The organism is Kocuria atrinae (assembly GCF_039531425.1).
In the GTDB taxonomy this organism is placed as follows: Bacteria; Actinomycetota; Actinomycetes; order Actinomycetales; family Micrococcaceae; genus Kocuria; species Kocuria atrinae.
On sequence record NZ_BAAAQA010000003.1, the window covers coordinates 135,641 to 161,830 of the forward strand.

31 protein-coding genes are annotated in these 26,190 nt (G+C 61.8%); 27 read left to right on the top strand and 4 right to left on the bottom strand.

Annotated features, from left to right (window positions below):
* Nucleotides 1-545: 545 nt before the first annotated feature.
* The 22 genes from rplN to rpsI all read left to right on the top strand — a co-directional run bounded on the left by rplN (nt 546) and on the right by rpsI (nt 14,980).
* Complete coding sequence (gene rplN / locus ABD283_RS02490) at nt 546-914, top strand: 50S ribosomal protein L14 (protein ID WP_095796586.1); 369 nt, start codon at nt 546-548, stop codon at nt 912-914.
* Between the two features lies 1 nt (nt 915).
* Nucleotides 916-1,260 carry a 50S ribosomal protein L24 gene (gene rplX / locus ABD283_RS02495; RefSeq protein WP_344223481.1) on the top strand — a complete coding sequence of 115 codons (345 nt, stop codon included), beginning with the start codon at nt 916-918 and terminating at the stop codon, nt 1,258-1,260.
* On the top strand, nt 1,260-1,829 hold the full coding sequence (rplE, locus tag ABD283_RS02500) for a 50S ribosomal protein L5 (RefSeq protein WP_344223482.1): 570 nt from the start codon (nt 1,260-1,262) through the stop codon (nt 1,827-1,829). Before rplX ends, rplE begins: the two co-directional genes overlap by 1 nt.
* Nucleotides 1,830-1,904: 75 nt before the next feature.
* A complete protein-coding gene (gene rpsH / locus ABD283_RS02505; RefSeq protein ID WP_344223483.1) occupies nt 1,905-2,303 on the top strand; it encodes a 30S ribosomal protein S8 in 399 nt (132 codons plus the stop codon).
* A gap of 31 nt (nt 2,304-2,334) precedes the next feature.
* Nucleotides 2,335-2,871 (top strand): 50S ribosomal protein L6, encoded by a 537-nt coding sequence (gene rplF / locus ABD283_RS02510; RefSeq protein WP_344223484.1) that lies wholly within the window; start codon nt 2,335-2,337, stop codon nt 2,869-2,871.
* Between the two features lie 2 nt (nt 2,872-2,873).
* Nucleotides 2,874-3,245, top strand: a complete 372-nt coding sequence (rplR, locus tag ABD283_RS02515; protein ID WP_344223485.1) for a 50S ribosomal protein L18 — start codon at nt 2,874-2,876, stop codon at nt 3,243-3,245.
* Entirely contained in the window at nt 3,242-3,967 is a 726-nt protein-coding gene (gene rpsE / locus ABD283_RS02520) for a 30S ribosomal protein S5 (protein ID WP_344223486.1), read from the top strand. Before rplR ends, rpsE begins: the two co-directional genes overlap by 4 nt.
* Nucleotides 3,967-4,176 (top strand): 50S ribosomal protein L30, encoded by a 210-nt coding sequence (gene rpmD / locus ABD283_RS02525; protein WP_344223487.1) that lies wholly within the window; start codon nt 3,967-3,969, stop codon nt 4,174-4,176. Before rpsE ends, rpmD begins: the two co-directional genes overlap by 1 nt.
* Before the next feature lie 2 nt (nt 4,177-4,178).
* A complete protein-coding gene (gene rplO / locus ABD283_RS02530) occupies nt 4,179-4,649 on the top strand; it encodes a 50S ribosomal protein L15 (protein ID WP_095796666.1) in 471 nt (156 codons plus the stop codon).
* A 196-nt stretch (nt 4,650-4,845) separates the two neighbouring features.
* Nucleotides 4,846-6,159 (top strand): preprotein translocase subunit SecY, encoded by a 1,314-nt coding sequence (secY, locus tag ABD283_RS02535; protein WP_344223488.1) that lies wholly within the window; start codon nt 4,846-4,848, stop codon nt 6,157-6,159.
* A gap of 99 nt (nt 6,160-6,258) precedes the next feature.
* On the top strand, nt 6,259-6,825 hold the full coding sequence (locus tag ABD283_RS02540) for an adenylate kinase (protein WP_344223489.1): 567 nt from the start codon (nt 6,259-6,261) through the stop codon (nt 6,823-6,825).
* A gap of 116 nt (nt 6,826-6,941) precedes the next feature.
* The gene (map, locus tag ABD283_RS02545; protein ID WP_344223490.1) at nt 6,942-7,775 is read left to right on the top strand and encodes a type I methionyl aminopeptidase; all 834 of its coding nucleotides are present in this window, start codon (nt 6,942-6,944) and stop codon (nt 7,773-7,775) included.
* Nucleotides 7,776-7,813: 38 nt separating this feature from the next.
* Complete coding sequence (gene rlmN, locus ABD283_RS02550) at nt 7,814-8,959, top strand: dual-specificity RNA methyltransferase RlmN (protein ID WP_344223491.1); 1,146 nt, start codon at nt 7,814-7,816, stop codon at nt 8,957-8,959.
* Between the two features lie 263 nt (nt 8,960-9,222).
* Nucleotides 9,223-9,444 carry a translation initiation factor IF-1 gene (gene infA, locus ABD283_RS02555; protein WP_016997072.1) on the top strand — a complete coding sequence of 74 codons (222 nt, stop codon included), beginning with the start codon at nt 9,223-9,225 and terminating at the stop codon, nt 9,442-9,444.
* Between the two features lie 90 nt (nt 9,445-9,534).
* Nucleotides 9,535-9,648 carry a 50S ribosomal protein L36 gene (rpmJ, locus tag ABD283_RS02560; protein ID WP_016997073.1) on the top strand — a complete coding sequence of 38 codons (114 nt, stop codon included), beginning with the start codon at nt 9,535-9,537 and terminating at the stop codon, nt 9,646-9,648.
* Nucleotides 9,649-9,809: 161 nt separating this feature from the next.
* A complete protein-coding gene (rpsM, locus tag ABD283_RS02565; protein WP_035959599.1) occupies nt 9,810-10,178 on the top strand; it encodes a 30S ribosomal protein S13 in 369 nt (122 codons plus the stop codon).
* A gap of 59 nt (nt 10,179-10,237) precedes the next feature.
* Entirely contained in the window at nt 10,238-10,642 is a 405-nt protein-coding gene (gene rpsK / locus ABD283_RS02570; protein ID WP_012397714.1) for a 30S ribosomal protein S11, read from the top strand.
* A gap of 144 nt (nt 10,643-10,786) precedes the next feature.
* Entirely contained in the window at nt 10,787-11,806 is a 1,020-nt protein-coding gene (locus ABD283_RS02575; RefSeq protein WP_344223492.1) for a DNA-directed RNA polymerase subunit alpha, read from the top strand.
* Nucleotides 11,807-11,879: 73 nt separating this feature from the next.
* Nucleotides 11,880-12,641, top strand: a complete 762-nt coding sequence (rplQ, locus tag ABD283_RS02580) for a 50S ribosomal protein L17, sunset domain variant (RefSeq protein WP_344223493.1) — start codon at nt 11,880-11,882, stop codon at nt 12,639-12,641.
* Nucleotides 12,642-12,714: 73 nt separating this feature from the next.
* Entirely contained in the window at nt 12,715-13,605 is an 891-nt protein-coding gene (locus tag ABD283_RS02585) for a tRNA pseudouridine synthase A (RefSeq protein WP_344223494.1), read from the top strand.
* Between the two features lie 389 nt (nt 13,606-13,994).
* Nucleotides 13,995-14,438, top strand: coding sequence for a 50S ribosomal protein L13 (gene rplM, locus ABD283_RS02590; RefSeq protein ID WP_016997080.1), 444 nt, complete (start codon nt 13,995-13,997; stop codon nt 14,436-14,438).
* Nucleotides 14,439-14,470: 32 nt separating this feature from the next.
* Nucleotides 14,471-14,980 (top strand): 30S ribosomal protein S9, encoded by a 510-nt coding sequence (gene rpsI, locus ABD283_RS02595; RefSeq protein ID WP_344223495.1) that lies wholly within the window; start codon nt 14,471-14,473, stop codon nt 14,978-14,980.
* Nucleotides 14,981-15,358: 378 nt separating this feature from the next.
* Here the strand turns inward: rpsI and ABD283_RS02600 are convergent, their stop codons facing one another.
* The gene (locus ABD283_RS02600) at nt 15,359-16,135 is read right to left on the bottom strand and encodes an amino acid ABC transporter ATP-binding protein (protein ID WP_344223496.1); all 777 of its coding nucleotides are present in this window, start codon (nt 16,133-16,135) and stop codon (nt 15,359-15,361) included.
* Nucleotides 16,132-17,541: an amino acid ABC transporter substrate-binding protein/permease gene (locus ABD283_RS02605; RefSeq protein ID WP_425552788.1), complete on the bottom strand. Its 1,410-nt coding sequence runs from the start codon at nt 17,539-17,541 to the stop codon at nt 16,132-16,134. Before ABD283_RS02605 ends, ABD283_RS02600 begins: the two co-directional genes overlap by 4 nt.
* 407 nt (nt 17,542-17,948) lie before the next feature.
* On the opposite strand from ABD283_RS02605, the gene ppk2 reads away from it, so the two are divergent.
* Nucleotides 17,949-19,001 carry a polyphosphate kinase 2 gene (ppk2, locus tag ABD283_RS02610; RefSeq protein ID WP_344223497.1) on the top strand — a complete coding sequence of 351 codons (1,053 nt, stop codon included), beginning with the start codon at nt 17,949-17,951 and terminating at the stop codon, nt 18,999-19,001.
* A gap of 48 nt (nt 19,002-19,049) precedes the next feature.
* A complete protein-coding gene (gene glmM, locus ABD283_RS02615; protein ID WP_344223498.1) occupies nt 19,050-20,402 on the top strand; it encodes a phosphoglucosamine mutase in 1,353 nt (450 codons plus the stop codon).
* Between the two features lie 86 nt (nt 20,403-20,488).
* On the opposite strand, the gene mscL is transcribed toward glmM, so the two are convergent.
* Together mscL and coaA are read right to left on the bottom strand one after the other, a co-directional pair.
* A complete protein-coding gene (gene mscL, locus ABD283_RS02620) occupies nt 20,489-20,917 on the bottom strand; it encodes a large conductance mechanosensitive channel protein MscL (RefSeq protein ID WP_344223499.1) in 429 nt (142 codons plus the stop codon).
* 150 nt (nt 20,918-21,067) lie between these two features.
* Complete coding sequence (gene coaA / locus ABD283_RS02625; RefSeq protein ID WP_344223500.1) at nt 21,068-22,024, bottom strand: type I pantothenate kinase; 957 nt, start codon at nt 22,022-22,024, stop codon at nt 21,068-21,070.
* A gap of 75 nt (nt 22,025-22,099) precedes the next feature.
* On the opposite strand from coaA, the gene glmS reads away from it, so the two are divergent.
* From glmS to ABD283_RS02640, 3 genes are all read left to right on the top strand, one after another.
* Nucleotides 22,100-23,983, top strand: coding sequence for a glutamine--fructose-6-phosphate transaminase (isomerizing) (glmS, locus tag ABD283_RS02630; RefSeq protein WP_344223501.1), 1,884 nt, complete (start codon nt 22,100-22,102; stop codon nt 23,981-23,983).
* Nucleotides 23,984-24,084: 101 nt separating this feature from the next.
* Nucleotides 24,085-24,456 (top strand): holo-ACP synthase, encoded by a 372-nt coding sequence (locus ABD283_RS02635; protein WP_344223502.1) that lies wholly within the window; start codon nt 24,085-24,087, stop codon nt 24,454-24,456.
* Nucleotides 24,449-26,104 (top strand): bifunctional ADP-dependent NAD(P)H-hydrate dehydratase/NAD(P)H-hydrate epimerase, encoded by a 1,656-nt coding sequence (locus tag ABD283_RS02640; RefSeq protein ID WP_344223503.1) that lies wholly within the window; start codon nt 24,449-24,451, stop codon nt 26,102-26,104. The genes ABD283_RS02635 and ABD283_RS02640 overlap by 8 nt, the downstream gene beginning before the upstream one ends.
* Nucleotides 26,105-26,190 lie beyond the last annotated feature (86 nt).

The following is a 26,190-nucleotide window of genomic DNA, read 5'->3' on the forward strand; positions in this document are numbered from 1 at the left end:
GCTCTGAGCCGACACACGGGCCCCCATCCACGGATGGGGGCCCGTTGCTTTGCGGTCATCGCCCAGTTGGACCTAACAGTCCATGGGCTGTAGAGTGGATCAGTACGCGTGTGGTACACGTGTGCCCACAACACTGACTTCGACACTGCTGAGTCAGAATCCACAATGCTCCATAGCCCGTTCTGACGGGCCTGGACTTCCTTAGAGAAGTTGGGGCATGAACCAGCGTCTTCGTGCATTTTCACGCATGAAGTACCACGCGGCATCGCCAAGCGATGTTCACCGCGTGCCGTTGCCCGTTCACGGATTCTGGTTGAGCAGACCGATCCTCAGTGGGGCAGCGAAGCAGACGGCTCGTCCGTCTGGAATCACTTCGAATCACTCACGCCACAAACCCAGCGCGTACATGCTTCGCGAAAACGCCTCGGGCCCCTCCTACGGCCACGGGGAACACCGTTCAGTGAAGCGTTCAAATATCTACCGTTCCGCAAGGCTCGACATCGTCCAGATATGGATGAGAACCGGCGCGACGACAGGAGTAATCAGTGATTCAGCAGGAGTCGCGGCTTAGGGTCGCCGATAACACGGGTGCAAAGGAAATCCTCACCATCCGTGTACTCGGTGGATCCGGACGCCGTTACGCAGGCATTGGCGACGTCATTGTCGCCACCGTTAAGGACGCAATCCCCGGTGGCAACGTCAAGAAGGGCGACGTTGTCAAGGCTGTTGTGGTCCGTACCAAGAAGCAGAGGCGCCGTTCCGACGGTTCCTACATTCGTTTCGACGAGAACGCCGCAGTGATCTTGAAGACCGACGGGGATCCCCGTGGCACGCGTATCTTCGGCCCCGTGGGCCGCGAGCTGCGCGACAAGAAGTTCATGAAGATCATCTCGCTGGCTCCGGAGGTGCTCTGACATGGCGAAATTCAAGATCAAGACCGGAGACCTGGTTCAGGTTATTTCCGGCAACAAGCAGAACAAGGGCAAGCAGGGCAAGGTTCTGCGTGTGATCACCGAGACTTCCCGCGTGGTTGTCGAAGGTGTCAACGTGGTGACCAAGCACCAGCGCGCCAGCGCCCAGGGCGAAGCCGGCGGCATCGTCAAGACCGAGGCTCCCATTCACATCTCGAACGTGATGCTCGTGGACCCGGAGACCGGCAAGCCGACCCGCGTGGGCTACCGCACCGAGACCGTGGAGCGTGACGGCAAGCAGAAGACCGTTCGCGTTCGCGTGTCCAAGAGCACCGGCAAGGATCTGTGATGAGCGAAACGACCGAAACCAAGATGACCCCGCGGTTCAAGACCAAGTACCAGGAAACCGTTGCACCGGCACTCCAGGAAGAGTTCGGTTACACGAACGTCATGGAACTGCCCCGCATCACCAAGGTTGTCGTGAACATGGGTCTGGGCGAGGCGGCCAAGGATTCCAAGCTGGTGGATTCCGCCATCAAGGACCTGACCGCCATCACCGGCCAGAAGCCCGTGGTCAACCGTGCCAAGAAGTCCATCGCACAGTTCAAGCTGCGCGAAGGTATGCCCATCGGCGCTCACGTCACCCTGCGTGGCGATCGCATGTGGGAATTCCTGGACCGTCTGGTCACGCTGGCCCTGCCGCGTATCCGTGACTTCCGTGGTTTGTCCGATCGTCACTTCGACGGCAACGGCAACTACACCTTCGGTTTGACGGAACAGTCCATGTTCCACGAAATCGACCAGGACAAGATCGATCGTGTGCGCGGTATGGACATCACCGTGGTGACCACCGCAAAGACTGACGACGAGGGTCGTGCGCTGCTCAAGTCGCTCGGCTTCCCGTTCAAGACCAACTAATTCCCGCGACGTCAGAGGTCCCGACTGGCTGTAACCGGTCTGGAAACCGTGACGAGGAAGGGCATGTGCCCAAACATGACAATGACAGATCCTGTCGCAGACATGCTGACGCGTCTGCGTAATGCGAACTCCGCATACCACGACACCGTGAGCATGCCGTACTCCAAGCTGAAGGCTCGGGTTGCGGACATCCTCAAGGCCGAAGGTTACATTGCGGACTGGAGCGAGGAGCCGGCCAAGGTCGGTAAAACCCTCATCCTGTCCCTGAAGTTCGGTCCCAACCGTGAGCGCTCCATTGCAGGCGTTCGCCGTATCTCCAAGCCGGGTTTGCGCGTTTACGCGAGGTCCACCAACCTGCCGAAGGTTCTCGGCGGCATGGGCATCGCGATCCTCTCCACCTCTTCGGGTCTGCTGACTGACAAGCAGGCCGGCAAGAAGGGCGTGGGCGGGGAAGTCCTCGCGTACGTCTGGTAATCGGTAGCACAGAACAAGAAAGGAAGAGAACATGTCACGTATTGGACGTCTCCCGATCTCTGTGCCCGCCGGTGTGGAGGTTGCTGTGGACGGTTCCGTGGTGAAGGTCAAGGGCCCCAAGGGCGAATTGACTCAAACCGTGGCCGCTCCCATCACCGTGGTTGTTGAAGACGGCACCATTCAGGTTGCCCGCCCCAACGACGAGCGCGAGTCCCGCGCTCTGCACGGTTTGACTCGTACCCTGATCTCCAACATGGTCCAGGGTGTCTCCGAGGGTTTCAGCAAGCAGCTGGAAATCGTCGGAACCGGTTACCGCGTGCAGGCCAAGGGCGCCAACCTGGAGTTCGCTCTGGGCTACAGCCACCCTGTCCCGTTCGAGGCTCCGGACGGCATCACGCTGTCCGTGGAAGGTTCGAACAAGGTCACCGTCGCCGGTATCGACAAGCAGCGGGTTGGCCAGGTTGCCGCAAAGATCCGCAAGCTGCGTCTGCCCGATCCCTACAAGGGCAAGGGCGTGCGTTACGCCGGCGAGCAGATCCGCCGCAAGGCCGGAAAGGCTGGTAAGTAATCATGGCTCTCGTAATCAAGGGCAAGTCGAAGTCCGCTCAGCGCGCACGTCGTCACCGCCGCGTACGCAAGTACGTTTCCGGAAGTGCACTGCGTCCCCGTCTCGTAGTGACCCGTTCCGCGCGTCACATGGTCGCCCAGGTGATCGACGACGACAAGGGTGTAACCCTGGCGTCCGCTTCCACCATGGAAGCTGACCTGCGGGCCGCCTCGGAGGACAAAACCGCCAAGGCCAAGCGTGTCGGCGAACTCGTCGCTGAACGCGCCAAGGCTGCCGGAATCGAAACCGTTGTGTTCGACCGTGGCGGCAACAAGTACCACGGCCGTGTGGCCGCGGTGGCCGATGGTGCCCGTGAAGGAGGTCTGGCGCTGTGAGCGAGCAGAACAATGAGAAGGAAACCAAGGTGAGCGAAGCCACCAACGCTTCCAACGAAGCTACCGAGGCTCAGCAGGGAACCGAAGACAACCGCGGTGGCCGCGGCGGTCGCGGTAACCGCAATGAGCGCGGTGGCCGTGGCGAACGCGGCGGTCGTAACGAACGCGGCGGCCGTGGTGGCCGTGGCGGTCGCGACGAAGAGAAGGACAAGTTCCTCGAGCGCGTCGTGACCATCAACCGTGTCTCCAAGGTGGTCAAGGGTGGCCGCCGCTTCAGCTTCACCGCCCTCGTGGTGGTAGGCGATGGCAACGGCATGGTTGGCGTGGGCTACGGCAAGGCCAAGGAAGTTCCCGCCGCCATCTCCAAGGGCGTCGAGGAAGCCAAGAAGAATTTCTTCCGGGTTCCTCGCGTGGAAGATCGCACCATTCCGCACCGCGTGCAGGGCGAAGCCGCTGCCGGTGTCGTGATGTTGCGTCCGGCCACCCCGGGTACCGGTGTTATCGCCGGCGGTCCGGTGCGTGCCGTACTCGAGTGCGCGGGCATCCATGACGTGTTGTCCAAGTCCTTGGGTTCGTCCAACCAGATCAACATCGTGCACGCAACCATCGAGGCCCTGCGTATGCTCGAAGAGCCCGCTTCCGTGGCTGCCCGTCGTGGCCTGCCCATGGACGAGGTTATTCCGGCCCCGCTGCTGCGCGATATCCAGAAGGCAGGTGCCTGATGAACGTAAAGCGCATTCAGGCCGACGGTGCAAACCTGCGTATCAAGCAGATCCGCTCCGTGGTCGGTCAGAAGCAGAACATGCGTGACACCCTGCGTTCCCTCGGTTTGAAGAAGCCGGGCAACGTGGTGGAGCGCAAGGCCGATGCAGCGACCGCGGGCATGATCAATACCGTGTCGCATCTCGTAGAGGTTGAGGAGGCCGAGTGACCATGGCTGAAAACACTGGGAGCAAGAAGCAGCACGCTCTGAAGGTTCACCACCTGCGTCCGGCCCCCGGATCTCACCAGTCCAAGACCCGTGTGGGTCGTGGTGAGGCTTCGAAGGGTAAGACGGCCGGTCGTGGTACCAAGGGCACCAAGGCGCGTTACCAGGTGAAGGCCGGTTTCGCCGGCGGTCAGCTGCCGTTGCACATGCGTCTGCCCAAGCTGCGTGGTTTCAAGAACCCGTTCCGCGTGGAGTACCAGGTTGTGAACCTGGATCGTCTGGGCGAACTGTTCCCCGAGGGCGGCACGATCGGTATTTCCGATCTCGTTGCCAAGGGTGCAGTGCGCAAGAACCAGCCGGTCAAGGTTCTGGGCACCGGAGAGATCTCCGTTGCACTGAACATCACCGCGGACAAGTTCTCCGCCTCCGCGGCTGAGAAGATCGCAGCTGCCGGCGGTTCCACGCAGACCGCGTGAGACTGTACGCAGTAATCGGTTGTAGGGTGTAACCCTGAACTGAAGCGGGCCCCGTGCCGTATTGTCGGCACGGGGCCCGCTGCTTTTTATCAGGGTGTTGGTGCTCACCTCGGGCGTGAGCGGGCAACATCCTTCGCTAGACTTGCCCGGGGTCGGGACCGGCCGGGCCAACACTGAAGTTTTTGGAGGAGGACCTGTGCTCAGTGCTTTCGCACGGGCGTTCACAACGCCGGAACTGCGCAATAAGCTGCTGTTCACCCTCGGGATCATTGTGATCTACAGGTTGGGCACTTTCATCCCTGCGCCTGGCGTGGATTACGGCAATGTGCAGCAGTGTCTGGCGCTGGGCAACACCACCGGCGGCGTGTACGACTTGGTCAACCTGTTCAGTGGCGGTGCGCTCCTGCAGTTGTCCATCTTCGCCTTGGGCGTGATGCCCTACATTACGGCGAGCATCATTGTGCAGCTGCTGCGCGTGGTCATTCCGCGCTTCCAAGAGCTCCATGAAGAGGGCGCCCAGGGGCAGACCAAGCTGACGCAGTACACGCGTTATCTGACGATCGGACTGGCTGCACTGAATGCCACGACCGTGGTGTCGCTGGCACGTTCCGGATCGCTGCTGGGTGACTGCCCCTTGCCGATCATCCCGAACGATTCCCTGATGGTCCTCGTGATCATGATCCTCACGATGACCGCCGGTACCACGCTGATCATGTGGTTGGGTGAGCGCATCACCGACAAGGGCGTTGGCAACGGCATGTCCTTGTTGATCTTCACCTCGATCGCCGCAACCTTCCCGTCCGCACTGGGTGACATCCTGCGCACCCGCGGTTGGGGCCTGTTCTTGGCGGTATGCGCGGTTGGGCTTGTAGTCATCACCTGTGTGGTGTTCGTTGAACAGTCACAGCGCCGCATTCCCGTCCAGTACGCCAAGCGGATGGTGGGCCGTCGGACGATCGGCGGCACCAGTACTTACATCCCGCTCAAGGTCAACATGGCCGGCGTGATCCCCATTATCTTCGCCTCGTCCATGCTCATGCTGCCGACCATGATCGCGCAGTTCGGTATGCCCAACGACGGCTCCCCGGTACCGGGTTGGGTCAACTGGATCAATACCTATTTCGCCTCCGGCGACCACCCGATCTACATGGCCACGTACTTCCTGATGATCGTGGCGTTCACGTACTTCTACGTGTCCATCACGTTCAACCCGGAAGAGGTCTCCAACAACATGAAGCGCTACGGCGGCTTCATCCCGGGCATCCGTGCCGGCCGCCCCACGGAGAACTACCTGCGTTACGTGCTGTCCCGCATCACGCTTCCGGGTGCTCTGTACCTGGGTATCGTGTCCATGATTCCGCTGATCGCGCTGGTGCTGTTCGACGCCAATCAGAACTTCCCGTTCGGTGGCCCGTCGCTGCTGATCATGGTGGGCGTGGGTCTGGATACCGTGAAGCAGATCGACGCGCAGCTGCAGCAGCGTCACTATGAGGGGTTGCTGCGTAAGTAGTTATCCACCCAGTCCCACGGATCCGTGTGATCCGCCCCGCTCGCGAGCTGGAGCCAGTAAAGTGGTGGGGGACCAGAGAAGTTCATGCAAGGAGAAGCCATGACCCGTATGTTGATCATTGGACCGCCAGGCGCTGGCAAGGGCACTCAGGCGGCTCGCATTTGCGAACGGTTGAACGTTCCTGCGATCTCCACCGGGGACATTTTCCGAGCCAACATCAAAGAGCAGACCGAACTCGGCAAGGAAGCCCAGCGTTACACTGACGCGGGCAATCTGGTGCCGGATTCGGTGACCAACTCCATGGTCCGAGACCGTCTGGCGCAGGATGACGCAAACAGCGGATTCCTGTTGGACGGCTACCCTCGCAACGTAGCTCAGGTCGAGGAACTGGACAGCATTCTTGAGGCCAACGGGACGCACTTGGATGTCGTGCTGTTGCTGACCGCTGACAACGACGAGCTGGTCAAGCGATTGCTCGGCCGCGCTCAGGATCAGGGCCGCACGGATGACACGGAGGATGTCATCCGTCATCGCCTCGACGTTTATGACGAGCAGACCGCTCCGGTCGTGGGTGTTTACGAAAAGCGTGGCATCGTCACCGAGGTAGACGGCCTGGGAGACATTGACCAGGTCACCGAGCGGATCATGGCGGCCCTGGCCAGCTGAAATGCGGGCTCACTGACAGAAAATATTGGGTGCAAGCCCTCGGAATCGCGCGATGCAGCGCGTTCCGAGGGCTTAGCCGTTGAAAGAACACACCACTACGAAGGGAAGCGCGCACCGTGTTTGGCCGCCGCAAGGTAGAACTGAAGTCCGACGCCCAGCTCGCGATGATGTCACGAGCCGGGGTGGTGACTTCGCGCGCGCTCGACGCCGCTGTGGCAGCATCCATTCCGGGGGCCACCACCGCTGATGTGGACGCCGCGTTCCGCGAGGTTCTGGCTGCCAATAACGCGGAATCAAACTTCCTGGGCTACTACGGATATCCGGCCACCGTCTGCGTGTCCGTCAACGACCGGGTCGTTCACGGCATCCCTGGTGAAGAGGAGTTGGCGGAGGGCGACATCGTCTCCATCGACGGTGGTGCCATCGTGGACGGTTGGCACGGCGACTCGGCCCGCACCGTGTTGGTGGGGGAGAAGCACGACCCCGCAGACGTCGAGCTGTCCAAAGTAACTCGCGGAGCCATGTGGCGCGGTATTGCGGCGATGGCCACCGGAAGCCACGTGGGCGACATCGGTCAGGCCGTGGAGAACTACGTTCACGGGGCGGTCGGACAGCGGCTGGGGATCCTCGAGGACTACGTGGGACACGGTATCGGCACCGCGATGCACATGGCTCCTGACGTTCCCAACTACGCCGTGCGCAATCGCGGTCCCCGGCTGGTCCCGGGAATGGCGCTAGCGATCGAACCCATGCTGGTGCGCGGTGGAATCGAAACCAAAGTGCTGGAAGACGACTGGACAGTGGTGACCGTTGACGGCTCCAACGCGAGCCAGTGGGAACACAGCGTGTGCCTGCACTCCAAGGGCCTGTGGGTCCTGACCGCCGAAGACGGCGGCGCATCCGAACTCGAACCCCTGGGGGTTCATCCCGTCCCGATAGCCGCATCCTGAACCGCACGCGCGGTACGCACGAGCGAAAGGACCTGAACATGGCCACCGACGTAGAAATCACCGAACGACCGAAACCCGGACAGCTGGTGTTCAAGCCCGCACGGCGGGGTAAGCCCCCGCAGCACCTGGCGGACCTGGATCTGGCCGGGCGCAAAAAGATGCTGCAGGACGCGGGCTATCCGGCATTCCGTGCGGCACAGCTTTCCAAGCACTACTTCGAGCGCTTCGAGACAGACCCGGAAAAGATGACGGACCTGCCGGCCGGGCAGCGCGAGGAGTTGGTGAGCGCGGCCATGCCGCCGCTGTTGACCACGGTCAAGAACCTCAAGGCGGATCAGGGTATGACGGTCAAATCCGTCCACCGTTTGTTCGACGGCGCCATGGTCGAGTCCGTACTCATGAGATACACCAAGCGTGTGACCATGTGCATTTCGTCTCAGGCCGGCTGCGGCATGAACTGTCCCTTCTGTGCCACCGGACAGGCCGGTCTGACTCGTAACCTCTCCGCGGCGGAGATCGTCGACCAGGTTGTCCAGGGTATCCGTGCCCTGCGTGATGGAGTGGTGGGCCCCGCGGAGGAAGCGCCCCTGCGGGTGTCCAACATCGTGTTCATGGGTATGGGGGAGGCCCTGGCCAATTACAAGGCCACCATGGGCGCGGTGCACCGCCTGATTGATCCCTCTCCGGAAGGCTTGGGTCTGTCCGCACGCGGACTGACCATGTCCACGGTGGGATTGGTACCCGGTATGCGGAAGTTCACCCAGGAGAAGTTGCCCATCACGCTGGCGCTGTCCCTGCACGCACCGGACGATGAACTGCGCGATGAGCTGATCCCGGTCAACAACCGGTGGAAGGTGGACGAGGCCCTGGACGCAGCCCGGGAGTACTACGACGCCACCGGCCGTCGCGTGTCGATCGAGTACGCGTTGATCCGTGACATGAATGATCAGGGCTGGCGTGCTGACTTGTTGGGGGAGAAGCTCAATAAGCGAGGTGCCGGCTGGGTGCATGTGAACCCCATTCCTTTGAACCCCACCCCGGGTTCCAAGTGGACTGCTTCGCGCCCGGGCGTGGAGCAGAACTTCGTGGAGCGGTTGCGCGCACACGGTATCCCGACCACGGTGCGTGATACCCGCGGTTCCGATATCGACGGCGCGTGCGGCCAGTTGGCCGCGGACGTCTAGGCGCCGCAGCGGCGTCGTCCCAGTAGCAATGCGGTTCCAGGGTGGTGAGTGAGTCACTACCCGTTACCGGATTGCATATCAAGTCCCAACCGCGTAAAGTATTGCGTTGGTTGTCTGTGCTCGCTCCACTGAGCCCTGCCCGTCCACAAATCCACCCCAAGCTTGCGCTGTAGGGGAGAGTTGTGACCGCGGTCAGCCTGTGGAGGGAGTTCTGTAAACCGTCCGGATAGATAACCGGACCCCTCGAAAAGTTAGCGGAGGATATGGCCAAGAAAGACGGAGTCATCGAGATCGAAGGCACTGTGGTCGAGGCTCTGCCCAACGCGTCGTTCCGTGTTGAGCTGAACAACGGTCACAAGGTGCTTGCCCACATCTCTGGGAAAATGCGCCAACACTACATCCGAATCCTTCCTGAGGACCGGGTCGTGGTGGAGCTAAGCCCGTATGACCTAACCCGAGGCCGGATCGTCTACCGCTACAAGTAGAAATTCGCGGCACCACGCACCGCGCGGATCGTTGTGATCTGCGGGGTGTTTGCTGCGTTATTCACCACCACTAGTACGCGAAGGAATGCGATGAAGGTCCAACCGAGCGTCAAGCAGATCTGCGACAACTGCAAGGTGATTCGCCGTAACGGCCGAGTCATGGTGATCTGCTCGAACCCCAGGCACAAACAGCGCCAGGGCTGACGGGAGCGCTCCCGCCCACGCAAGTGGATTGACAGAACGGATACTGCAGCCAGCACCGTAGGGCGCGGCAACCCCCGGCTCGGAGGCCGGAGACCGAACGGAATGAATTGTTCGGGACGCAGTGTTCAAGACCTCCGGACAGTACAAGGAGAACCGCCAATATGGCTCGTCTCGCAGGCGTAGACCTCCCCCGCGAAAAGCGGCTGGAAATCGCGCTGACTTACATCTACGGCGTGGGTCGTACCCGCGCACTGGCAACCCTTGACGCCACTGGCATCTCGGGTGACGTGCGCGTGAAGGATCTCACCGACGCCCAGCTCGTTGAGCTGCGCGACTACATTGAAGGCAACTACAAGGTCGAAGGCGATTTGCGCCGTGAGGTTGCCGCCGATATTCGCCGCAAGGTCGAAATCGGCAGCTACCAGGGACTGCGTCACCGCCGTGGCCTTCCGGTCCACGGTCAGCGCACCAAGACCAACGCACGTACCCGCAAGGGTCCCAAGCGCACGGTCGCCGGCAAGAAGAAGTAATCGTGGTCGCCACCCAAGCCGGTGGCTGATCAACGTCGAAGATCTTTGTAGGAGAATTCATGGCTCAGAAAACTCGCGCGACGGCTGCTCGCAAGCCGCGTCGCAAGGTGAATAAGAACGTGACTCAGGGCCAGGCCCACATCAAGTCCACGTTCAACAACACCATCGTTTCCATCACCGATCCCTCCGGTGCCGTTCTGTCGTGGGCTTCCGCCGGCGGCATGGGCTTCAAGGGATCCCGTAAGTCCACCCCGTTCGCCGCTCAGCAGGCTGCCGAGGCTGCCGCCAAGGGTGCTCAGGAGCACGGCATGCGCAAGGTCGACGTGTTCGTCAAGGGACCGGGTTCCGGACGCGAAACCGCAATCCGTGCGCTGCAGGCCACCGGGCTCGAGGTCGGTTCCATTCAGGACGTCACCCCGTCTGCTCACAATGGCTGCCGTCCCCCCAAGCGCCGTCGCGTTTGATGCGTGCCGCGTGAGCACCGAACCGATCCGGTTCGGTGCCTGCGCATCGACGCGGTGATCTCGCCTGATCACCGCGTACTCCACCCCTTGTTTTCCACCACCTGCGTGCGTCATATGGCGGAGGCACGCTGAAAGGAAACATCAGTGCTCATCGCACAGCGCCCCACCCTCACCGAAGAGGTAGTGGCCGATAACCGCTCCCGGTTCGTGATTGAACCGCTCGAGCCCGGTTTCGGCTACACCCTCGGCAACTCCCTGCGTCGCACTCTCTTGTCCTCTATTCCCGGTGCCGCCGTGACCAGCATCCGCATTGACGGTGTGCTGCACGAGTTCTCCACCGTGGAAGGTGTCAAGGAAGATGTCACCGAGCTGATCTTGAACATCAAGAAGCTCTCGCTCTCCTCCGAGGAGGACGAGCCCGTGACTGCATGGCTGCGCAAGCAGGGACCCGGCGAAGTGACCGCTGCAGACATCTCGGCTCCGGCCGGTGTCGAGGTCCACAACCCGGAACTGCACATCGCCACCTTGAACTCCAACGGTCAGCTGGAGATCGAACTGGCGATCGAGCGCGGCCGCGGCTACGTTTCTGCTTCGCAGAACAAGTCCCTGGACGCTGAAATCGGTCGTGTACCGGTCGACTCCATCTACTCCCCGGTGCTCAAGGTGACGTTCCGCGTGGAAGCCACCCGTGTGGAGCAGCGCACCGACTTCGACAAGCTCGTTCTGGACGTGGAGACCAAGGAAGCTATCACCCCGCGTGATGCTGTAGCTTCCGCCGGTACCACCCTGGTCGAGTTGTTCGGTCTGGCTCGCGAGCTCAACACCACGGCTGAGGGTATCGAGATCGGTCCGTCGCCCACGGATGCTGCTGCCGCCGCTGACATGGCCCTGCCCATCGAGGATCTCGAACTGACGGTTCGTTCCTACAACTGCTTGAAGCGTGAGGGCATCCACAGCGTGGGTGAACTGGTTGCACGTTCAGAGGCAGACCTAATGGACATCCGTAACTTCGGCGCAAAGTCCATTGACGAGGTCAAGGCAAAGCTCCAGGAGCTCGGCTTGGCACTCAAGGATTCCCCGCCAGGTTACGACCTCGCCGCGCACGCAGCTTCGTTGGAGGACGAGGACGAGAACAACAACCCGTTCGACGTCGACCTCGACTGAAGTCTTACAACTTTCCCGTTTCTCACGAGACCGTTCCTAGTCACGTGAGAGACCGACCACCAGGAGACCTACTATGCCTACCCCTACCAAGGGACCCCGTCTCGGCGGAGGGCCTACCCATCAGCGCATGATGCTCTCGAACATGTCTCAGCAGCTGTTCGAGCACAAGCGCATCACCACCACGGTGACCAAGGCCAAGCGCCTTCGCCCGGTGGCAGAGCGCCTGATCACTTTCGCCAAGCGCGGTGACCTGGCTTCTCGCCGCCGCGTGATGCGCCAGCTCAACGACAAGTCCGTGGTGCACGAGCTGTTCACCGCCATTGCTCCGGCCATGGACGGCCGCGACGGTGGTTACACCCGTATCACCAAGATCGGTAACCGCAAGGGCGATAACGCCCCCATGGCTGTCATCGAGTTGGTCATGGAGCCCGTGGCTTCCAAGTCCACCGTTGCAGAGGCTGAGAAGGCCACCGAGAAGGCTGCTGCAGCTCCGGCTGCTCCGGTCGATACCCCGGCCGAGACCACTGAGGAAGAGGTCAAGGCTCAGGAGATCCCCGCTGAAGAGCGGGCTCCGGAGACTGCCGATGAGGCGGCCGAGGTTGCAGCGGAGAACCAGGACGCTGAGTTCCCCGGTTCCCACGCACCATTGGAGTCCGGTGAGGCCCCCGAGGGCTTCTCCATCAAGGGCAACAAGAACTCCATGAAGTACCACGTTCCCGGCTCTCGCTGGTACTCCGGTACCACCGCCGAGATCTGGTTCGATTCCCCGGCCAACGCCGAGGCCGCTGGTTTCCAGCCGGCCGGTGGCGCTGCCGCTCAGAAGATCTCTGAGTAAGCACGTAGCTGCTTGACCGACGCCGCCGCAGGTAACCTGCGGCGGCGTCGTCGTTTTTCGGGAGGGTAGAAACATGTCGGGTGAGTTGGTGCGCCTGCGGATCGATTTGGCGTACGACGGCGCTCCGTTCAACGGGTGGGCGGCGCAGCCTTCCCTGCCCACGGTCCAAGGCGCGGTGGAGACGGCGCTCGAGCTGGTGCTCCGCCATCCTTTACGCACCGTGGTGGCCGGTCGCACGGATACTGGTGTGCACGCCCGCCGGCAAACCGTGCACGTGAACGTGCCTGTCAATGCGTGGAGTGCAGTTGCGCGCCGCGCGGAGCTGGACCCGGGGCCAGCCCTGGTGCGCAGGCTCAATGGTGCGCTCAACCGGGTACTCGGCAAGGATCGGACCTCTGTTGGCCTCCAACCTGCGCTCGGTGCCGTGGTGGTTCACGACGCCGCCGTGGCACCGGCCGGTTTTGACGCTCGCTTCTCTGCGTTGTCGCGTAGCTACGCGTACCGAATTTCCGACGCTGCGAGCGGACACGATCCCCTGACCCGGGGATTCGCCTGGTGGGTCAACGAGGAGCTCGATGTTCCGGCAATGAATACGGCCGTGGCGGACCTATTGGGTTTGAATGACTTCCTGAGTTTTTGTAAACCTCGTGAAGGCGCGACAACCATTCGAGAACTTCAATCCGCAACGGTGGAACGTGATGCTTCGGGTCTGGTGACCGTGCGGCTACAGGCCGATGCGTTCTGCCATCACATGGTCCGTTCCGTGGTGGGCGCCGCAGCCCGGGTGGGCCAGGGTCGTTACGAACAGGACTGGCTGGGGGAACGGTTGGAGGCCCGCGTGCGCGATGCTCGCGTGTTGCTGGCGCCCCCGCACGGTCTGGTCCTGGAATCCGTGGAGTATCCTGTGGATCACGAACTAGCCGCTCGCGCGGAACAGACTCGGGCCAAGCGACCGGAAGACTGACCCTCTAGTTGCCGAATGGTTGAACGCGTAGCCCCGATAGAAGAGCGCACATCATCGCGGCACTCGTGCTGCCCCTGGCGATCGCCTTAACGGGGTTCTGAGCGCGGTACGCGAGCACGCGTCGTCGCCGGTCGTTACGTGGCTGCCAAAGCAAGATCCGTTAATTGGCGCGGATTTGATGCTTCCGGTAACATTGATTGCTGTTGTGCGTGCCCGCCTCGGTCACGTGTACCCAAGGCGGTTGCTCATGTTGCAGAGCGCAAGACCGATTAGTGCACCGAGATGCGGGAGCGCGGATGCCGCCAGGCTCTCACCCTGGCCCCGAAGCACAGCGAAACAACCCGACACGGTCTCTCGTGTCATCAGTAGACAAACGAAGGCAGATCAACGTGCGTACGTACACTCCGAAGCCCGGTGACGTCCAGCGTCAGTGGCACGTCATCGACGCCACCGACGTAGTCCTGGGTCGTCTTGCCAGCCAGACCGCAACACTGCTGCGCGGGAAGCACAAGCCGACCTTCGCTCCCCACGTGGACATGGGCGATTTCGTCATCATCATCAACGCAGAAAAGGTCGCACTGACCGGCGCCAAGCTGGAACAGAAGCGTGCCTACCGCCACTCCGGTTACCCGGGCGGTCTGAAGTCCACCAACTATGCAGAGTTGCTGGAAAAGAACCCCACCCGTGCAGTGGAAAAGGCCATCAAGGGCATGCTGCCCAAGAACAAGCTGGCCGCTCAGCAGCTGTCCAAGCTGAAGGTCTACGCAGGCCCCGAGCACCCGCACTCGGCACAGCAGCCCAAGCCCTACGAATTCACCCAGGTCGCCCAGTAATTCGGGCCAACGAGAGCACAACAAGGAGAATCGTGGCTCAGAATACTGAAGAAGTAGAAGTTACCGAAGGCACCGAGGAGCTCAGCAGCTACACCTCGGAATCCACCGGCCCCGTCGAAGGTGGTGCCCCCGCTTCCGAGCGTGCACCCCTCACCGTTTCTGGTCAGGCTGTCGGCCGTCGCAAGCAGGCCATCGCCCGCGTGCGCCTGGTTCCCGGCTCCGGCAAGTGGATCGTCAACGGCCGCGAACTGGCCGAGTACTTCCCGAACAAGCTCCACCAGCAGGAAGTGAACGACCCGTTCCGTCTGCTGGACCTCGAAGGCGCTTACGACGTGACCGCTCGCATCTCCGGTGGTGGCCCCTCGGGCCAGGCCGGTGCCATGCGTCTCGGCATCGCCCGCGCGCTGAACGAGATCGATCTGGAGCACAACCGCCCGGCGCTCAAGAAGGCCGGCTTCCTGACTCGTGACGCCCGCGTCATCGAGCGCAAGAAGGCAGGCCTCAAGAAGGCCCGCAAGGCTCCGCAGTACTCCAAGCGCTAAACGAATCAACCCACGCTTCGGCCAGCGTTTACGAACCGGGTCCCGCATTTCGGCATTGGCCGAAGCGCGGGACCCGGCTTCATTTACGGCTTGGCTCCACAAGCGCTAAACGAAGCAACCCACGCTTCGGCCGGCGTTTACGAGCCGGGTTTCGCATTTCGGCATTGGCCGAAGCGCGGGACCCGGTTTTGTTTTAAGCGCAGTTAGAGCCACCGGCCACATTTCATGTGTCTTCCGAACCCTTGCGCGGCATCAGAAGGGTTCTACCGACGTTGAGGTGCGACTTCTGGCTCCTTCGGTGCCCAGCCTGTCTACTCATCAGCTGCTGACTGGGCACCGTGCGGGCGGCGCTGTATAACGCCTGGGTATGTGGCGGAGTCACAGCACCTTGGACAGGAAATCCTGAAGTCGGGGCTGCTGGGGGTTTTCGAAGATCTGCTCCGGATCGCCGTCCTCGATGATTGAGCCGTCGGACATGAACATCACGCGGTCACACACCTCACGGGCGAAACCCATCTCGTGGGTGACCAGGACCAAGGTCATACCCGACTCGGCGAGGTCGCGGATCACTTGCAGGACTTCGCCCACCATTTCCGGATCCAGGGCACTGGTCGCTTCGTCGAACAGCATGATGTCAGGGTTCATGGCCAGTGCACGCGCGATGGCCACGCGTTGCTTCTGCCCGCCGGACAGGGATGCCGGTCTCGCATCAGCTTTGTCCTTCAGGCCCACCCGGTCCAGCAACCGTAGGGCCGCCTCCTTGGCCTCGGACTTGCTGAGTTTCTTCACCTCGGTGGGCGCCAGCATGATGTTCTCCGCCACGGTCATGTGTGGGAACAGATTGAAGTGCTGGAACACCATGCCAATGTGCTGACGAACGGCGTTGATATCCACCTTGGGATCCGTCAGGTCGTACCCGCTGACGGACACTGACCCAGCTGTCACGTCTTCGAGCCGATTGAGGCAGCGGAGGAATGTGGATTTTCCTGACCCGGAGGGCCCGATCACGCACACGACCTCACCCTCGTGGACGTCTGTGGTGATCCCTTTGAGCACCAGGTTGTCCCCGAAGGCCTTCTCCAGGTCCCGAACAACGATCTTCTGGTTCCGCTGGTCCTGGGGCGACTCAGCTCGATCGGTAACTGAAGTGCTCATTTGTTGATCTTCCTATCCGCGAAGTTGGCGAGCTGGGTCAGGAGCGTGATGGCCACGAAGTAGATGACTGCCACGATCAGCAGCACTTCGGTGACACGGAAATTGGAAGCGTAGATCTGCTGGGCTTGGTACAGCAGCTCGGCGAAACCGATGGCCAACAGCAAGGAGGAGTCCTTGAGCATGATGACCAGCTGGTTGATCAGCGACGGGGTCATGATCTTGAAGGCCTGCGGCAGGACGACTTTCTGCATGGACTTACCGTGGCCCAGCCCCAGTGATCGGGCCGCTTCCATTTGCCCCGGATCAACGGACTGAACGCCGCCGCGCACGATTTCCGCAATGTAGGCAGCGCCGTTGAGTGCCAAGGTCAGCACGCCGGCCACCCAGATGTTTACCGGTGTACCAATGAGCTGGGGGAGGCCGAAGTAGAAGAAGAAGGCCCACACCAAAATGGGAGTGCCACGGAAGACACTCACGAACGCGGTGGAGATCCCCCTGAGGAAGCGATTGCGCGAAATCTTCATGAAGCCGAACACCAGACCCAGCACCATGGCGATGAGGAAGGCAATGGCAGTGACGATCAGCGTGTTTTTCAGACCCGTCAGAAGTGCTGGCATGGCGGTAACCACCAGTCCAGCGAAGGTAGAGCGATCTACTGCTTCATCGTCGCTGGCGAGGAACTCGTCCAGGATCTCCTGGTACTCACCACTGTCCCTCAGTTCAGCCAGTCCGACGTTGAACTTTTCGAGCAGTTCGGCATTGCGACCCTTGTTCACGGCGAAACCGTAGTCGCCGGCCTCAACCTGTTCGCCCACGGTGACGAGTCCGGAGCCTTGCTGCACGCCGTAGGCGATGACCGGGTAATCGTCCATCAGCACGTCCGCGTTACCGGACTTCACGGATTCCACCAGCGTGGTGGTTTGATCCAAGGAGGTGATCTCGTAGCCGTACTCGTCCTGCCGTTCGCGTGCCACTTCCTCAGACATGGAGCCGGTCTTGACCACCAGGCGTTTGTCCTGCAGATCGTCCCAGCCCTGGATCTCATCCCCTTGGTCCTCATTGACGGCCAGGGTCATGGTGCCGGTGAAGTACGGATCGGAAAAGTCGTAGACCTCCTGGCGTTCATCCGTGATGGACATGCCCGCAATCACGCCGTCCGCCTGATCCGCACTCAAAGCTTGCAGGGCGGCGTTGAAACCGAGGGAACGCCATTCGACCTGGAAGCCTTGATCCTCCGCAATGGCTTCCATGATCTCGATGTCGATTCCGGTGAGCTCACCGGAAGAGTCACGGAACTCGAAGGGCGCGAACGTGGTGTCAGTGGCTATGACGTACGTTTCAGCCGAACCGCCGTCGGTTTCCTGCGGGACAGTCATCGGCGATGCCACGGCGCCGGGTAGATTCACGGCGATCAGTGTGAACAGCGCTAAAAGTACTGCTGGTAATGATGTAAGACGGCGTGGATACGCCATGGATCACTCCTCGCTCGTGGTGGTCCAAACGCGCGGGAGGTCCGTGCTCGTTAGAACGTGAGCGATCACTGGATGGTGACCGGGCAGTCGCGCGGGGCCTTGAATGACAAAAAAGTTTGCCGTGTGTGATCCACAGCATATCGAGAGGTCAGGGTATCCCCGGGAGGCTCCGGGGGCGTTTTGGATAACGAAGCCGGGAAGAGGATGGCATCTGGTGGGGGAGCGGCGTCGGCGACTCAGGCCCCGTAACCGGCCAACGAGACCCGAACGAGAAACGAATGGGGCGTAAAATGGCAGGTGGAGCAGAGTGGCTCCGAACCCGAATCCACGAGAGGGCCCGGATGAGTACGCAAGCGGACCAGAATCAGAGCAAGACCTCGGCGAAGAAGAACGATGACAAGAAGGCTCTCGCCGATGAGCTCACCCAGGAAAAGGATCTCGCCACGGACGAGTTCACCGAGGCGGAGCACCACCGTGTGTCGGTGGTCGAGGACTACGCGGCAGAACTGGACGAAATTGCGGAACTCGGTCGCAAGCTCCACGACGACGCCGGGCTGTCCCGTTCCGATGCCTGGAAGCGTGGCTACCCTTACGACGAGAAGATGAGCCGTAAGGAGTACGAGAAGACCAAGCGTGCCCTGCAGATCGAACTGCTCAAGCTTCAGCTCTGGATCAAGGAAACCGGCCAGAAACTGCTGATCATCTTCGAAGGCCGCGATGCCGCTGGTAAGGGTGGCTCGATCAAGCGGTTCACCGAGCACCTCAACCCGCGTGGTGCGCGCGTGGTGGCATTGGAGAAGCCCACCGACATCGAGCAGACGCAGTGGTACTTCCAGCGTTACATCAAGCACCTGCCCTCGGGTGGAGAGATCGTGCTGATGGACCGGTCCTGGTACAACCGTGCGGGTGTGGAACGCGTGATGGGCTATTGCACCTCGCAGCAGTACTACGAGTTCATGCGTCAGGCTCCCGAGTTCGAGCGCATGCTGGTGAACTCCGATACCCACCTGATCAAGTTCTGGTTCTCGGTGACCCGTGCGGAGCAGTTGGCCCGCTTCCAGGCCCGCCGCACCGATCCCGTGCGTCAGTGGAAGCTCTCGCCCACTGACGTGGCGTCCCTGGACAAGTGGGATGACTACACCGAGGCCAAGGAAGCCATGTTCTTCTACACGGACACCGGGGATGCCCCATGGACCGTGATCAAGTCCAATGACAAGAAGCGCGCACGCGTGGAAGCCATGCGCCATGTCCTGTCCCAGTTCGACTACCCGAACAAGGACCACTCCGTAGTGGGCACACCCGACCCCAAGATCGTGGGTGGATCCAACGACGTCATGGACGACAACGGGTCCAACCCGGATGGGTTCCCTGTAGTCCGACCCGGCAACGACTAGTCGATGCGCTTCGCGGTTCTCGCGTGGCACGTCGTAGGATGACAGGCGATGTCTAGAATTTTTGGAACGGACGGTATTCGCGGACTCGCGAACGGCCTCCTCACAGCTGACCTTGCAATGGAGCTGTCTCAAGCAGCCGCGATCGTGTTGGGGCACGGGCATGCTAAGCCCGGCGCCCGACCGCGAGCCGTGGTTGCCCGGGATGGTCGCGCGAGTGGCGAGTTCATCGGAGCTGCGGTCACCGCTGGTCTGGCAAGCTCGGGCGTGGACGTGTACGACGCCGGGGTGATCCCTACCCCTGCCGCGGCGTACCTCGTGGCGGATATCGACGCCGATTTCGGCGTGATGATTTCCGCGTCCCACAACCCCGCTCCGGACAATGGCATCAAGTTCCTGGCCCACGGCGGCAAGAAACTGCCGGACGCCATTGAGGACAAGATCCAAGAAATCTACGAGAAGCGCGAGTTCATGCGCCCCACGGGCGCGCAGGTCGGTCGTATCAACCGTCTCTCGGATGCTGAGGACCGTTACATCCTGCACCTGGTCGGCGCCATTCCGCAGCGGCTGGACGGACTCACGGTGGTCCTGGACTGTGCCCACGGCGCGGCGTCCGGTGCCTCGCCGGATGCCTTCCGCGACGCCGGTGCCAATATCCACGTGATCGGCGCTCAGCCGGATGGCCTGAACATCAACGACGGCGTGGGGTCCACTCACTTGGAGCCTCTCAAGGAAGCCGTGCTCAAGCACGGCGCGGACCTGGGCATTGCTCACGACGGAGACGCCGATCGGTGCCTGGCCGTGGATCACACGGGTACTGAGGTGGACGGTGATCAGATCATGTGCATCCTGGCGATGGCCATGAAGGATGCGGGCAAGCTCAACCAGGACACTCTGGTGGCCACGGTCATGAGTAACTTGGGCCTGCAGCTGGCTCTTGAGAAGCAGGGTATCCGGTTGGAACGTGCGGCAGTGGGTGACAGGTACGTTCTGGAATCCATGGTCGCCAACGGTTACAACCTGGGTGGCGAGCAGTCCGGCCACGTGATCATGGCTGACTACGCCACAACCGGTGATGGTCTCCTGACCGGCCTGATGCTGGCCTCACGGGTTGCTCAGACCGGGATGCCATTGTCAGAGCTGGCTTCCGTGATGACTCGGATGCCGCAGACGATGATCAACGTGGCCAACGTGGACAAGGCTGCCGCCAAGACTCACCCCGAGGTGCTGGCCGCAGTCGCGGACACGGAGGAACGGTTGGGTGGAAAGGGCCGTGTGCTGTTGCGGCCCTCCGGCACGGAGCCGGTGGTGCGCGTGATGGTCGAGGCCGCAAGCCACGAGGAAGCACGACACGAAGCTGAAGCGCTCGTCAAAGTGGTCGAGCAGCACCTGCGTTTGAGCTGACCCGTTCCGGTTGACCTCGTAAATACTCAGGCCCCGCTTCCTTCTGGAAGCGGGGCCTGAGTAGTAGTTGGGATGGTTGGAAAGAACTACAGGGTCTTGGAGCCGGGGCCGTCCACGGGGCCGCCCTTGCCGGCGACGAGTGCGTCGCGGATTTCGGTCAGCAGCAGGGTGTTGGGGTCAGCCTCTTCCTCGGAGGGATCGATGCCCAGGCGGCGGTTGCGAGCTTCGATCATCTTGTTCATCGGCAGAACGATGGCGAAGTAAACAGCGGCTGCGATCAACAGGAAGTTGACGATGGCGGTCAGCAGGACACCGAACTTGATGTCGTTGCCGTTGAAGGTGACCAGCGCGAAATTGTCGAAGTTGGGGGAGCCCACAACACCGGAGATGGCCGGCATGAGGACGGACTCGACCAGAGCGTTGACGATCTGGCCGAAGGCAGCGCCGATGATGACGGCGACGGCAAGGTCGAGGACGTTGCCCTTCATGATGAATTCTTTGAAACCATTAAGCATGGCGATAAATTACCCACAGGAAGGGCCAACAGGAAACAAAAAAGACCAAAGTTATCCAACATCACACTTAAAAAGGAAAGTTACCTTACGAGTTTCCTGATTGTTGGCAAACATACTAGTGACAACTCATCAATTAGTCATCGAAAGGTATCAATTCTTTCGAAGCAGCACGCGTCTGATCTTGTGGTCTTGGTCCTTGGAGAGTATGAGACGCGCCCGTCCTCGGGTGGGGCGAACATTTTGTTCCAAGTTGGGCTCATTGATGCGTCGCCAAATATCCGTGGCCACTTCTACCGCCTCGGGGTCCGTGAGGTTCGCGTAGCGGTGGAAGTAGGACTGGGGGCTCGCGAAAGCTGAGCTGCGCAGCGCCTGGAACCGCTCCACGTACCAGCGTTCAATATCGCTGGTACGAGCATCCACGTAAATGCTGAAGTCGAAGAAATCGCTCAGTGCCAATGCCGCGCGATTGCCGGGGCCCAGCTTGGCGGGCGCGAGCACATTCAGGCCCTCCACGATGACGACGTCGGGTTTGGTCACGACAATTTCCTCGTCCGGGAGGATGTCGTAGGTCGTATGTGAATACTTGGGGGCCCGCACCTCGGGAGCACCCGACTTGATCTCTGACATGAAGCGCAACAGGGCTCGGCGGTCATAGGACTCCGGGAACCCCTTGCGGTCCATGAGCCCGCGGCGGACCAACTCGGCGTTGGGGTAGAGGAACCCGTCCGTGGTGACCAGCTGGACGTTGGGGGTGGACGGCCAACGCGCGAGCATCTCGCGCAACAAGCGGGCCGTGGTCGATTTACCAGCCGCAACGGAACCAGCAATACCAATGACAAAGGGTGTGCGCGCGTGATCCTCGCCCAGGAAGGCGTTGGTCTCCGAGTTGAGGTGATTCGCAGAAGCGTCGTAGAGGGTGAGCAAACGGGAGAGGGGAAGGTAGACCTCGCGTACCTCATCAACGTCCAGGCGGTCACCAAGACCGCGCAGGTTCTCGATTTCCTGCGCGGTGAGTGGCACGTCTATTTCGTGCGACAAGCGCGACCACGTCTGCCGGTCCAGCTCTACAAACGGGGATGCGCGATGAGTCAGTGACTGTGTGCTCATGTTCAGACCAGTCTAGGGCCGGTGATGTGGCGGATAACAGCAGTGACGCGGGTGGTTTCCGGTAGAGTTCTCCGCATGTGTGGAATTGTGGGCTATGTAGGATCCCCGGACGTCAAAGCCGGTGGACACAACGCGTTGGACGTGATTCTCGAGGGGTTGCGCCGTCTCGAGTACCGCGGATATGACTCCGCCGGTGTCGCGGTCATCGCGGACGGAAAAGTGGACTACCGCAAGAAGGCCGGGAAGCTGACCAACCTTCTGAACGAACTGGAGGCAGACCCGCTGCCGAATTCCCAGATCGGCATTGGTCACACCCGCTGGGCAACGCACGGTGGTCCGTCTGACCTCAATGCTCACCCGCACGTGGTGGACGGCGGCAAGCTCGCCATGATCCACAACGGCATCATTGAGAACTTCAACGAGATCAAGCGCGAACTAGCGGCTGAGGGCGAGACCTTCGTGTCCGAAACCGACACCGAGGTCGCCGCAGTGCTGTTGGCCCGTACCTACAACGCGCAGCCCGCTGATTCCAAGGATCTGACCGTGGCTATGCAGGACACGAGCCGCCGTCTGGAAGGTGCTTTCACGCTGCTGGCCGTGCACGCTGATCACCCGGACCGCGTGGTTGCATCTCGCCGTAACTCCCCGTTGGTCATCGGCCTGGGCGAGGGCGAGAATTTCCTGGGCTCGGACGTCTCCGGTTTCATCGACTACACCAAGAAGGCTGTGGAGATGGGGCAGGACCAGATTGTCACCATCACCGCAGACGACTACAAGATCGTGGACTTCAACGGCAACCCCGCAGAGGGCAAGCCCTTCGATATCGAGTGGGACGCTGCCGCGGCGGAAAAGGACGGCTACCCCTCCTTCATGGAGAAGGAGATCCACGATCAGCCCTCCGCCGTTGAGCAGACACTGCTGGGTCGCTTGGACGAGACCGGCCGCTTGACGCTGGACGAGCTCAAGATCGATGAGGCCGTGCTGCGCTCCATCGACAAGATTGTGGTCATCGCGTGCGGTACCGCCTCCTACGCTGGTCAGGTCGCTCGTTATGCCATTGAGCACTGGTGCCGCATCCCCACCGAGGTGGAGTTGGCCCACGAGTTCCGTTACCGCGACCCGATTGTGAACGAGAAGACCCTGGTCGTTGCTGTGTCCCAGTCCGGCGAGACCATGGACACCCTCATGGCCGTGCGCCACGCGCAAGAACAGGGTGCCAAGGTGGTTGCCATCTGCAACACCAACGGTTCCACGATTCCTCGCGAAGCGGACGCCGTGCTCTACACCCACGCCGGCCCCGAGATCGCCGTGGCCTCGACCAAGGCGTTCCTCGCACAGATCACCGCCGCTTACCTGTTGGGCCTGTACCTGGCTCAGCTGCGCGGTAACAAGTACAAGGACGAGATCGCCACGATGCTCGCCGAGCTCGAGGCCATGCCCGCCAAGATTCAGCGTGTCCTCGACGAGATCGAGGGCGACGTCAAGGATCTCGCTCAGTCCATGAAGGACGCATCCTCGGTGTTGTTCCTGGGCCGTCACGTGGGCTTCCCCGTGGCCATGGAGGGCGCTCTCAAGCTCAAGGAGATCGCCTACATCCACGCCGAGGGCTTTGCCGCCGGCGAGCTCAAGCACGGTCCGATCGCCCTGATCGACGAAGGCCAGCCGGTATTCGTGATCGTTCCCTCGCCCCGGGGTCGCGATTCACTGCACGCCAAGGTGGTCTCGAACATTCAGGAGATCCGCGCTCGCGGTGCAGTCACCATCGTGATTGCGGAAGAGGGCGACGAGGCCGTCAAGGACTTCGCAAACCACATCTTCTACGTTCCCGAGGCACCCACGTTGCTTCAGCCGCTGCTGGCCACCGTGCCGCTGCAGATCTTCGCTGCGGAACTTTCCGCAGCCAAGGGCTACGACGTCGATCAGCCGCGTAACCTCGCCAAGTCCGTGACCGTCGAGTAAGACTTTCCCACCACGCATTCACGACGGCGGGTGCCCACCGAAATTTCGGCGGGCACCCGCCGTCGTTATTCGTGTCCGCACCCGCGGGTAGGCTAGCGGGCATGATCGTGGGAACTGGCGTGGATATCGTGGACGTCGAGCGGTTCAAACGGCAGTTGGAACGGACGCCCCGGCTGCGGGAACGCTTGTTCGTGGAGCATGAACGTGGCCTGTCCCTGAACTCGCTCGCCGCGCGATTCGCCGTGAAAGAAGCAGCTGCTAAGGCGCTGTTGGCACCTCCTGGGATGATCTGGCAGGACTGCTGGATCACCAATGACGAACACGGTGCCCCTCGTTTACACACCACGGGTACGGTGGCAGAAGTGGCCGAGCGCCGCGGTGTGGAGTCGTGGCACGTGACGATCTCCCACGACGGCGGGATGGCCGTGGCATTTGTCGTGGCCGAAGGATCGGGAGGTCCCAGGAGTGATTGACGCATATACCGGTGCCAGCGTGCGCGCTGCAGAACAACCCCTGCTCGATGCGGGGTACGGGGATATCCTGATGCGCCGCGCGGCTCTGGGACTGTCCCGGGTGTGCGAAACCCATTTACGCCGCGCCAACCGTAAAGGGTTGCTGTCTGGCACTACCGCCGTCATTCTGGTGGGCTCGGGGAACAACGGCGGCGACGGCCTGTGGGCCGGTTCGTTCCTGCGGCGCGCGGGCGTGATGGTCACGGCAATCCTGACCGGTTCCAAAGCGCACCCGCAGGGGCTCAAGGCATTGCGGGCGCTGGGTGGATCCGTGGTCAGACTGGAGGGCCAGGACGCGGCGAGTAATCCGGACGCTGATCCCCATGAGTCGATCGCGGGTTTCCACACCGTGGACCGCGGCCAGGCCCTGTCGAAGATGACGTCCGCGCACCTTGTCCTCGACGCCATGCTCGGTACCGGTGCGTCTGGTGGGCTGCGCGGGGAAGCCGCGGCGCTTGTCGAGAACTTCAATACATTCCAGCGCACCAGTCCCACGGGCCCCCGAATCGTCGCGTGCGATGTGGTGTCAGGCGTGGACGCGGATACCGGAGAGTCTCCCGAACCCGTGCTGGAGGCCCACGCCACCGTGACGTTCGGTGCGGCCAAAGTAGCCCACGTCGTTGCCCCGGGCGAACAAGCATCGGGCCAGCTCACCGTGATTCCCATCGGCATCGAGGACCGGTTGCAGAACCCGTCCGTGTTCCGGCTCGAGGCCAAGGACATTCTGAAGGCGTGGCCACGCCCCAAGCCCACGGACACCAAGTACACCCGCGGGGTGTTGGGTGTGGTGGCAGGAACCCCCAGTTATCCGGGCGCGGCCACCATGTCCACGAACGCCGCGGTGAACTCCGGCGCGGGCATGATTCGTTTCCTGGGGGACGCCACGACCCGCGGCATGGTCTTGGCCCAGAGCCCCGAGGTCGTGTGCTCCGACGATCAGCCCTGGGACGTGCACGTGCAAGCGTGGTTGGCCGGTCCCGGCGTGGCAGACGACGAAAGCCAATCCGCCCGCGTCCAAGCCGTGATCGAGGCTCAAGAGCCCGCCGTTCTTGATGCCGGGGCCCTCACTCCTGCGGCGCAGGCCGTGGTGGACGGTCGGCTCGGGGCCCACAAGATTCTGACCCCGCACGCCGGAGAACTGGAGCAGGTCTTCGAATGGCTCAAGGGATTCGGCATCACGGACGACGCCCCGGATCGCGTGCGCATCGAGGCCGCTCCCGTGTACTGGGCACGTGAGGCGGCGCGATTGACCGGAGCCACGGTGCTTCTCAAGGGGGCCACCACGATCATCGCGTCACCGGGTTCCGAGGAAGAGAGGATCGGCCAGGTGTGCCTGAGTGTCGGTCAGGCCAGCCCGTGGCTGGCCACCGCCGGATCGGGCGATACACTCGCCGGAATTCTAGGCACCGTGGTTGCCCACGTGGCCGAGCACCCGGACGCTCTCCGCAGCCTGGGGGAGTGGGCCCGCGGCGACAGTCGGTGGGCTGCCGCGGCCGCTCTGGGAGCCGGCGTGCACGCGCTCGCCTCTCGTGTAGATGGTGAGGGCCCGGTGCCCCCCACGGTATTGGCTGCCAACGTGCGCACAGTATTGCGGAAAACGAGACAGTAAGTACCCGCTATTCTTGGGTGTTGGCCAATGACGCCCCAACGCGCCCGCGCGTACGCAACGTCGTTCGCCATGACATCAATCTCTAG

Coding starts and splice junctions, on each gene's coding strand:
- ABD283_RS02540 (WP_344223489.1), top strand. CDS start 6,259: ATGACCCGTATGTTGATCATTGGACCGCCAGGCGCTGGCAAGGGCACT.
- rplF (WP_344223484.1), top strand. CDS start 2,335: ATGTCACGTATTGGACGTCTCCCGATCTCTGTGCCCGCCGGTGTGGAG.
- ABD283_RS02635 (WP_344223502.1), top strand. CDS start 24,085: ATGATCGTGGGAACTGGCGTGGATATCGTGGACGTCGAGCGGTTCAAA.
- mscL (WP_344223499.1), bottom strand. CDS start 20,917: ATGCTTAATGGTTTCAAAGAATTCATCATGAAGGGCAACGTCCTCGAC.
- rlmN (WP_344223491.1), top strand. CDS start 7,814: ATGGCCACCGACGTAGAAATCACCGAACGACCGAAACCCGGACAGCTG.
- glmM (WP_344223498.1), top strand. CDS start 19,050: ATGTCTAGAATTTTTGGAACGGACGGTATTCGCGGACTCGCGAACGGC.
- rpmD (WP_344223487.1), top strand. CDS start 3,967: ATGAACGTAAAGCGCATTCAGGCCGACGGTGCAAACCTGCGTATCAAG.
- rplQ (WP_344223493.1), top strand. CDS start 11,880: ATGCCTACCCCTACCAAGGGACCCCGTCTCGGCGGAGGGCCTACCCAT.
- rplR (WP_344223485.1), top strand. CDS start 2,874: ATGGCTCTCGTAATCAAGGGCAAGTCGAAGTCCGCTCAGCGCGCACGT.
- glmS (WP_344223501.1), top strand. CDS start 22,100: ATGTGTGGAATTGTGGGCTATGTAGGATCCCCGGACGTCAAAGCCGGT.
- rplO (WP_095796666.1), top strand. CDS start 4,179: ATGGCTGAAAACACTGGGAGCAAGAAGCAGCACGCTCTGAAGGTTCAC.
- ppk2 (WP_344223497.1), top strand. CDS start 17,949: ATGAGTACGCAAGCGGACCAGAATCAGAGCAAGACCTCGGCGAAGAAG.
- rpsK (WP_012397714.1), top strand. CDS start 10,238: ATGGCTCAGAAAACTCGCGCGACGGCTGCTCGCAAGCCGCGTCGCAAG.
- ABD283_RS02600 (WP_344223496.1), bottom strand. CDS start 16,135: ATGAGCACTTCAGTTACCGATCGAGCTGAGTCGCCCCAGGACCAGCGG.
- coaA (WP_344223500.1), bottom strand. CDS start 22,024: ATGAGCACACAGTCACTGACTCATCGCGCATCCCCGTTTGTAGAGCTG.
- rpsH (WP_344223483.1), top strand. CDS start 1,905: ATGACAATGACAGATCCTGTCGCAGACATGCTGACGCGTCTGCGTAAT.
- rpsM (WP_035959599.1), top strand. CDS start 9,810: ATGGCTCGTCTCGCAGGCGTAGACCTCCCCCGCGAAAAGCGGCTGGAA.
- infA (WP_016997072.1), top strand. CDS start 9,223: ATGGCCAAGAAAGACGGAGTCATCGAGATCGAAGGCACTGTGGTCGAG.
- rplE (WP_344223482.1), top strand. CDS start 1,260: ATGAGCGAAACGACCGAAACCAAGATGACCCCGCGGTTCAAGACCAAG.
- ABD283_RS02585 (WP_344223494.1), top strand. CDS start 12,715: ATGTCGGGTGAGTTGGTGCGCCTGCGGATCGATTTGGCGTACGACGGC.
- rplX (WP_344223481.1), top strand. CDS start 916: ATGGCGAAATTCAAGATCAAGACCGGAGACCTGGTTCAGGTTATTTCC.
- rpmJ (WP_016997073.1), top strand. CDS start 9,535: ATGAAGGTCCAACCGAGCGTCAAGCAGATCTGCGACAACTGCAAGGTG.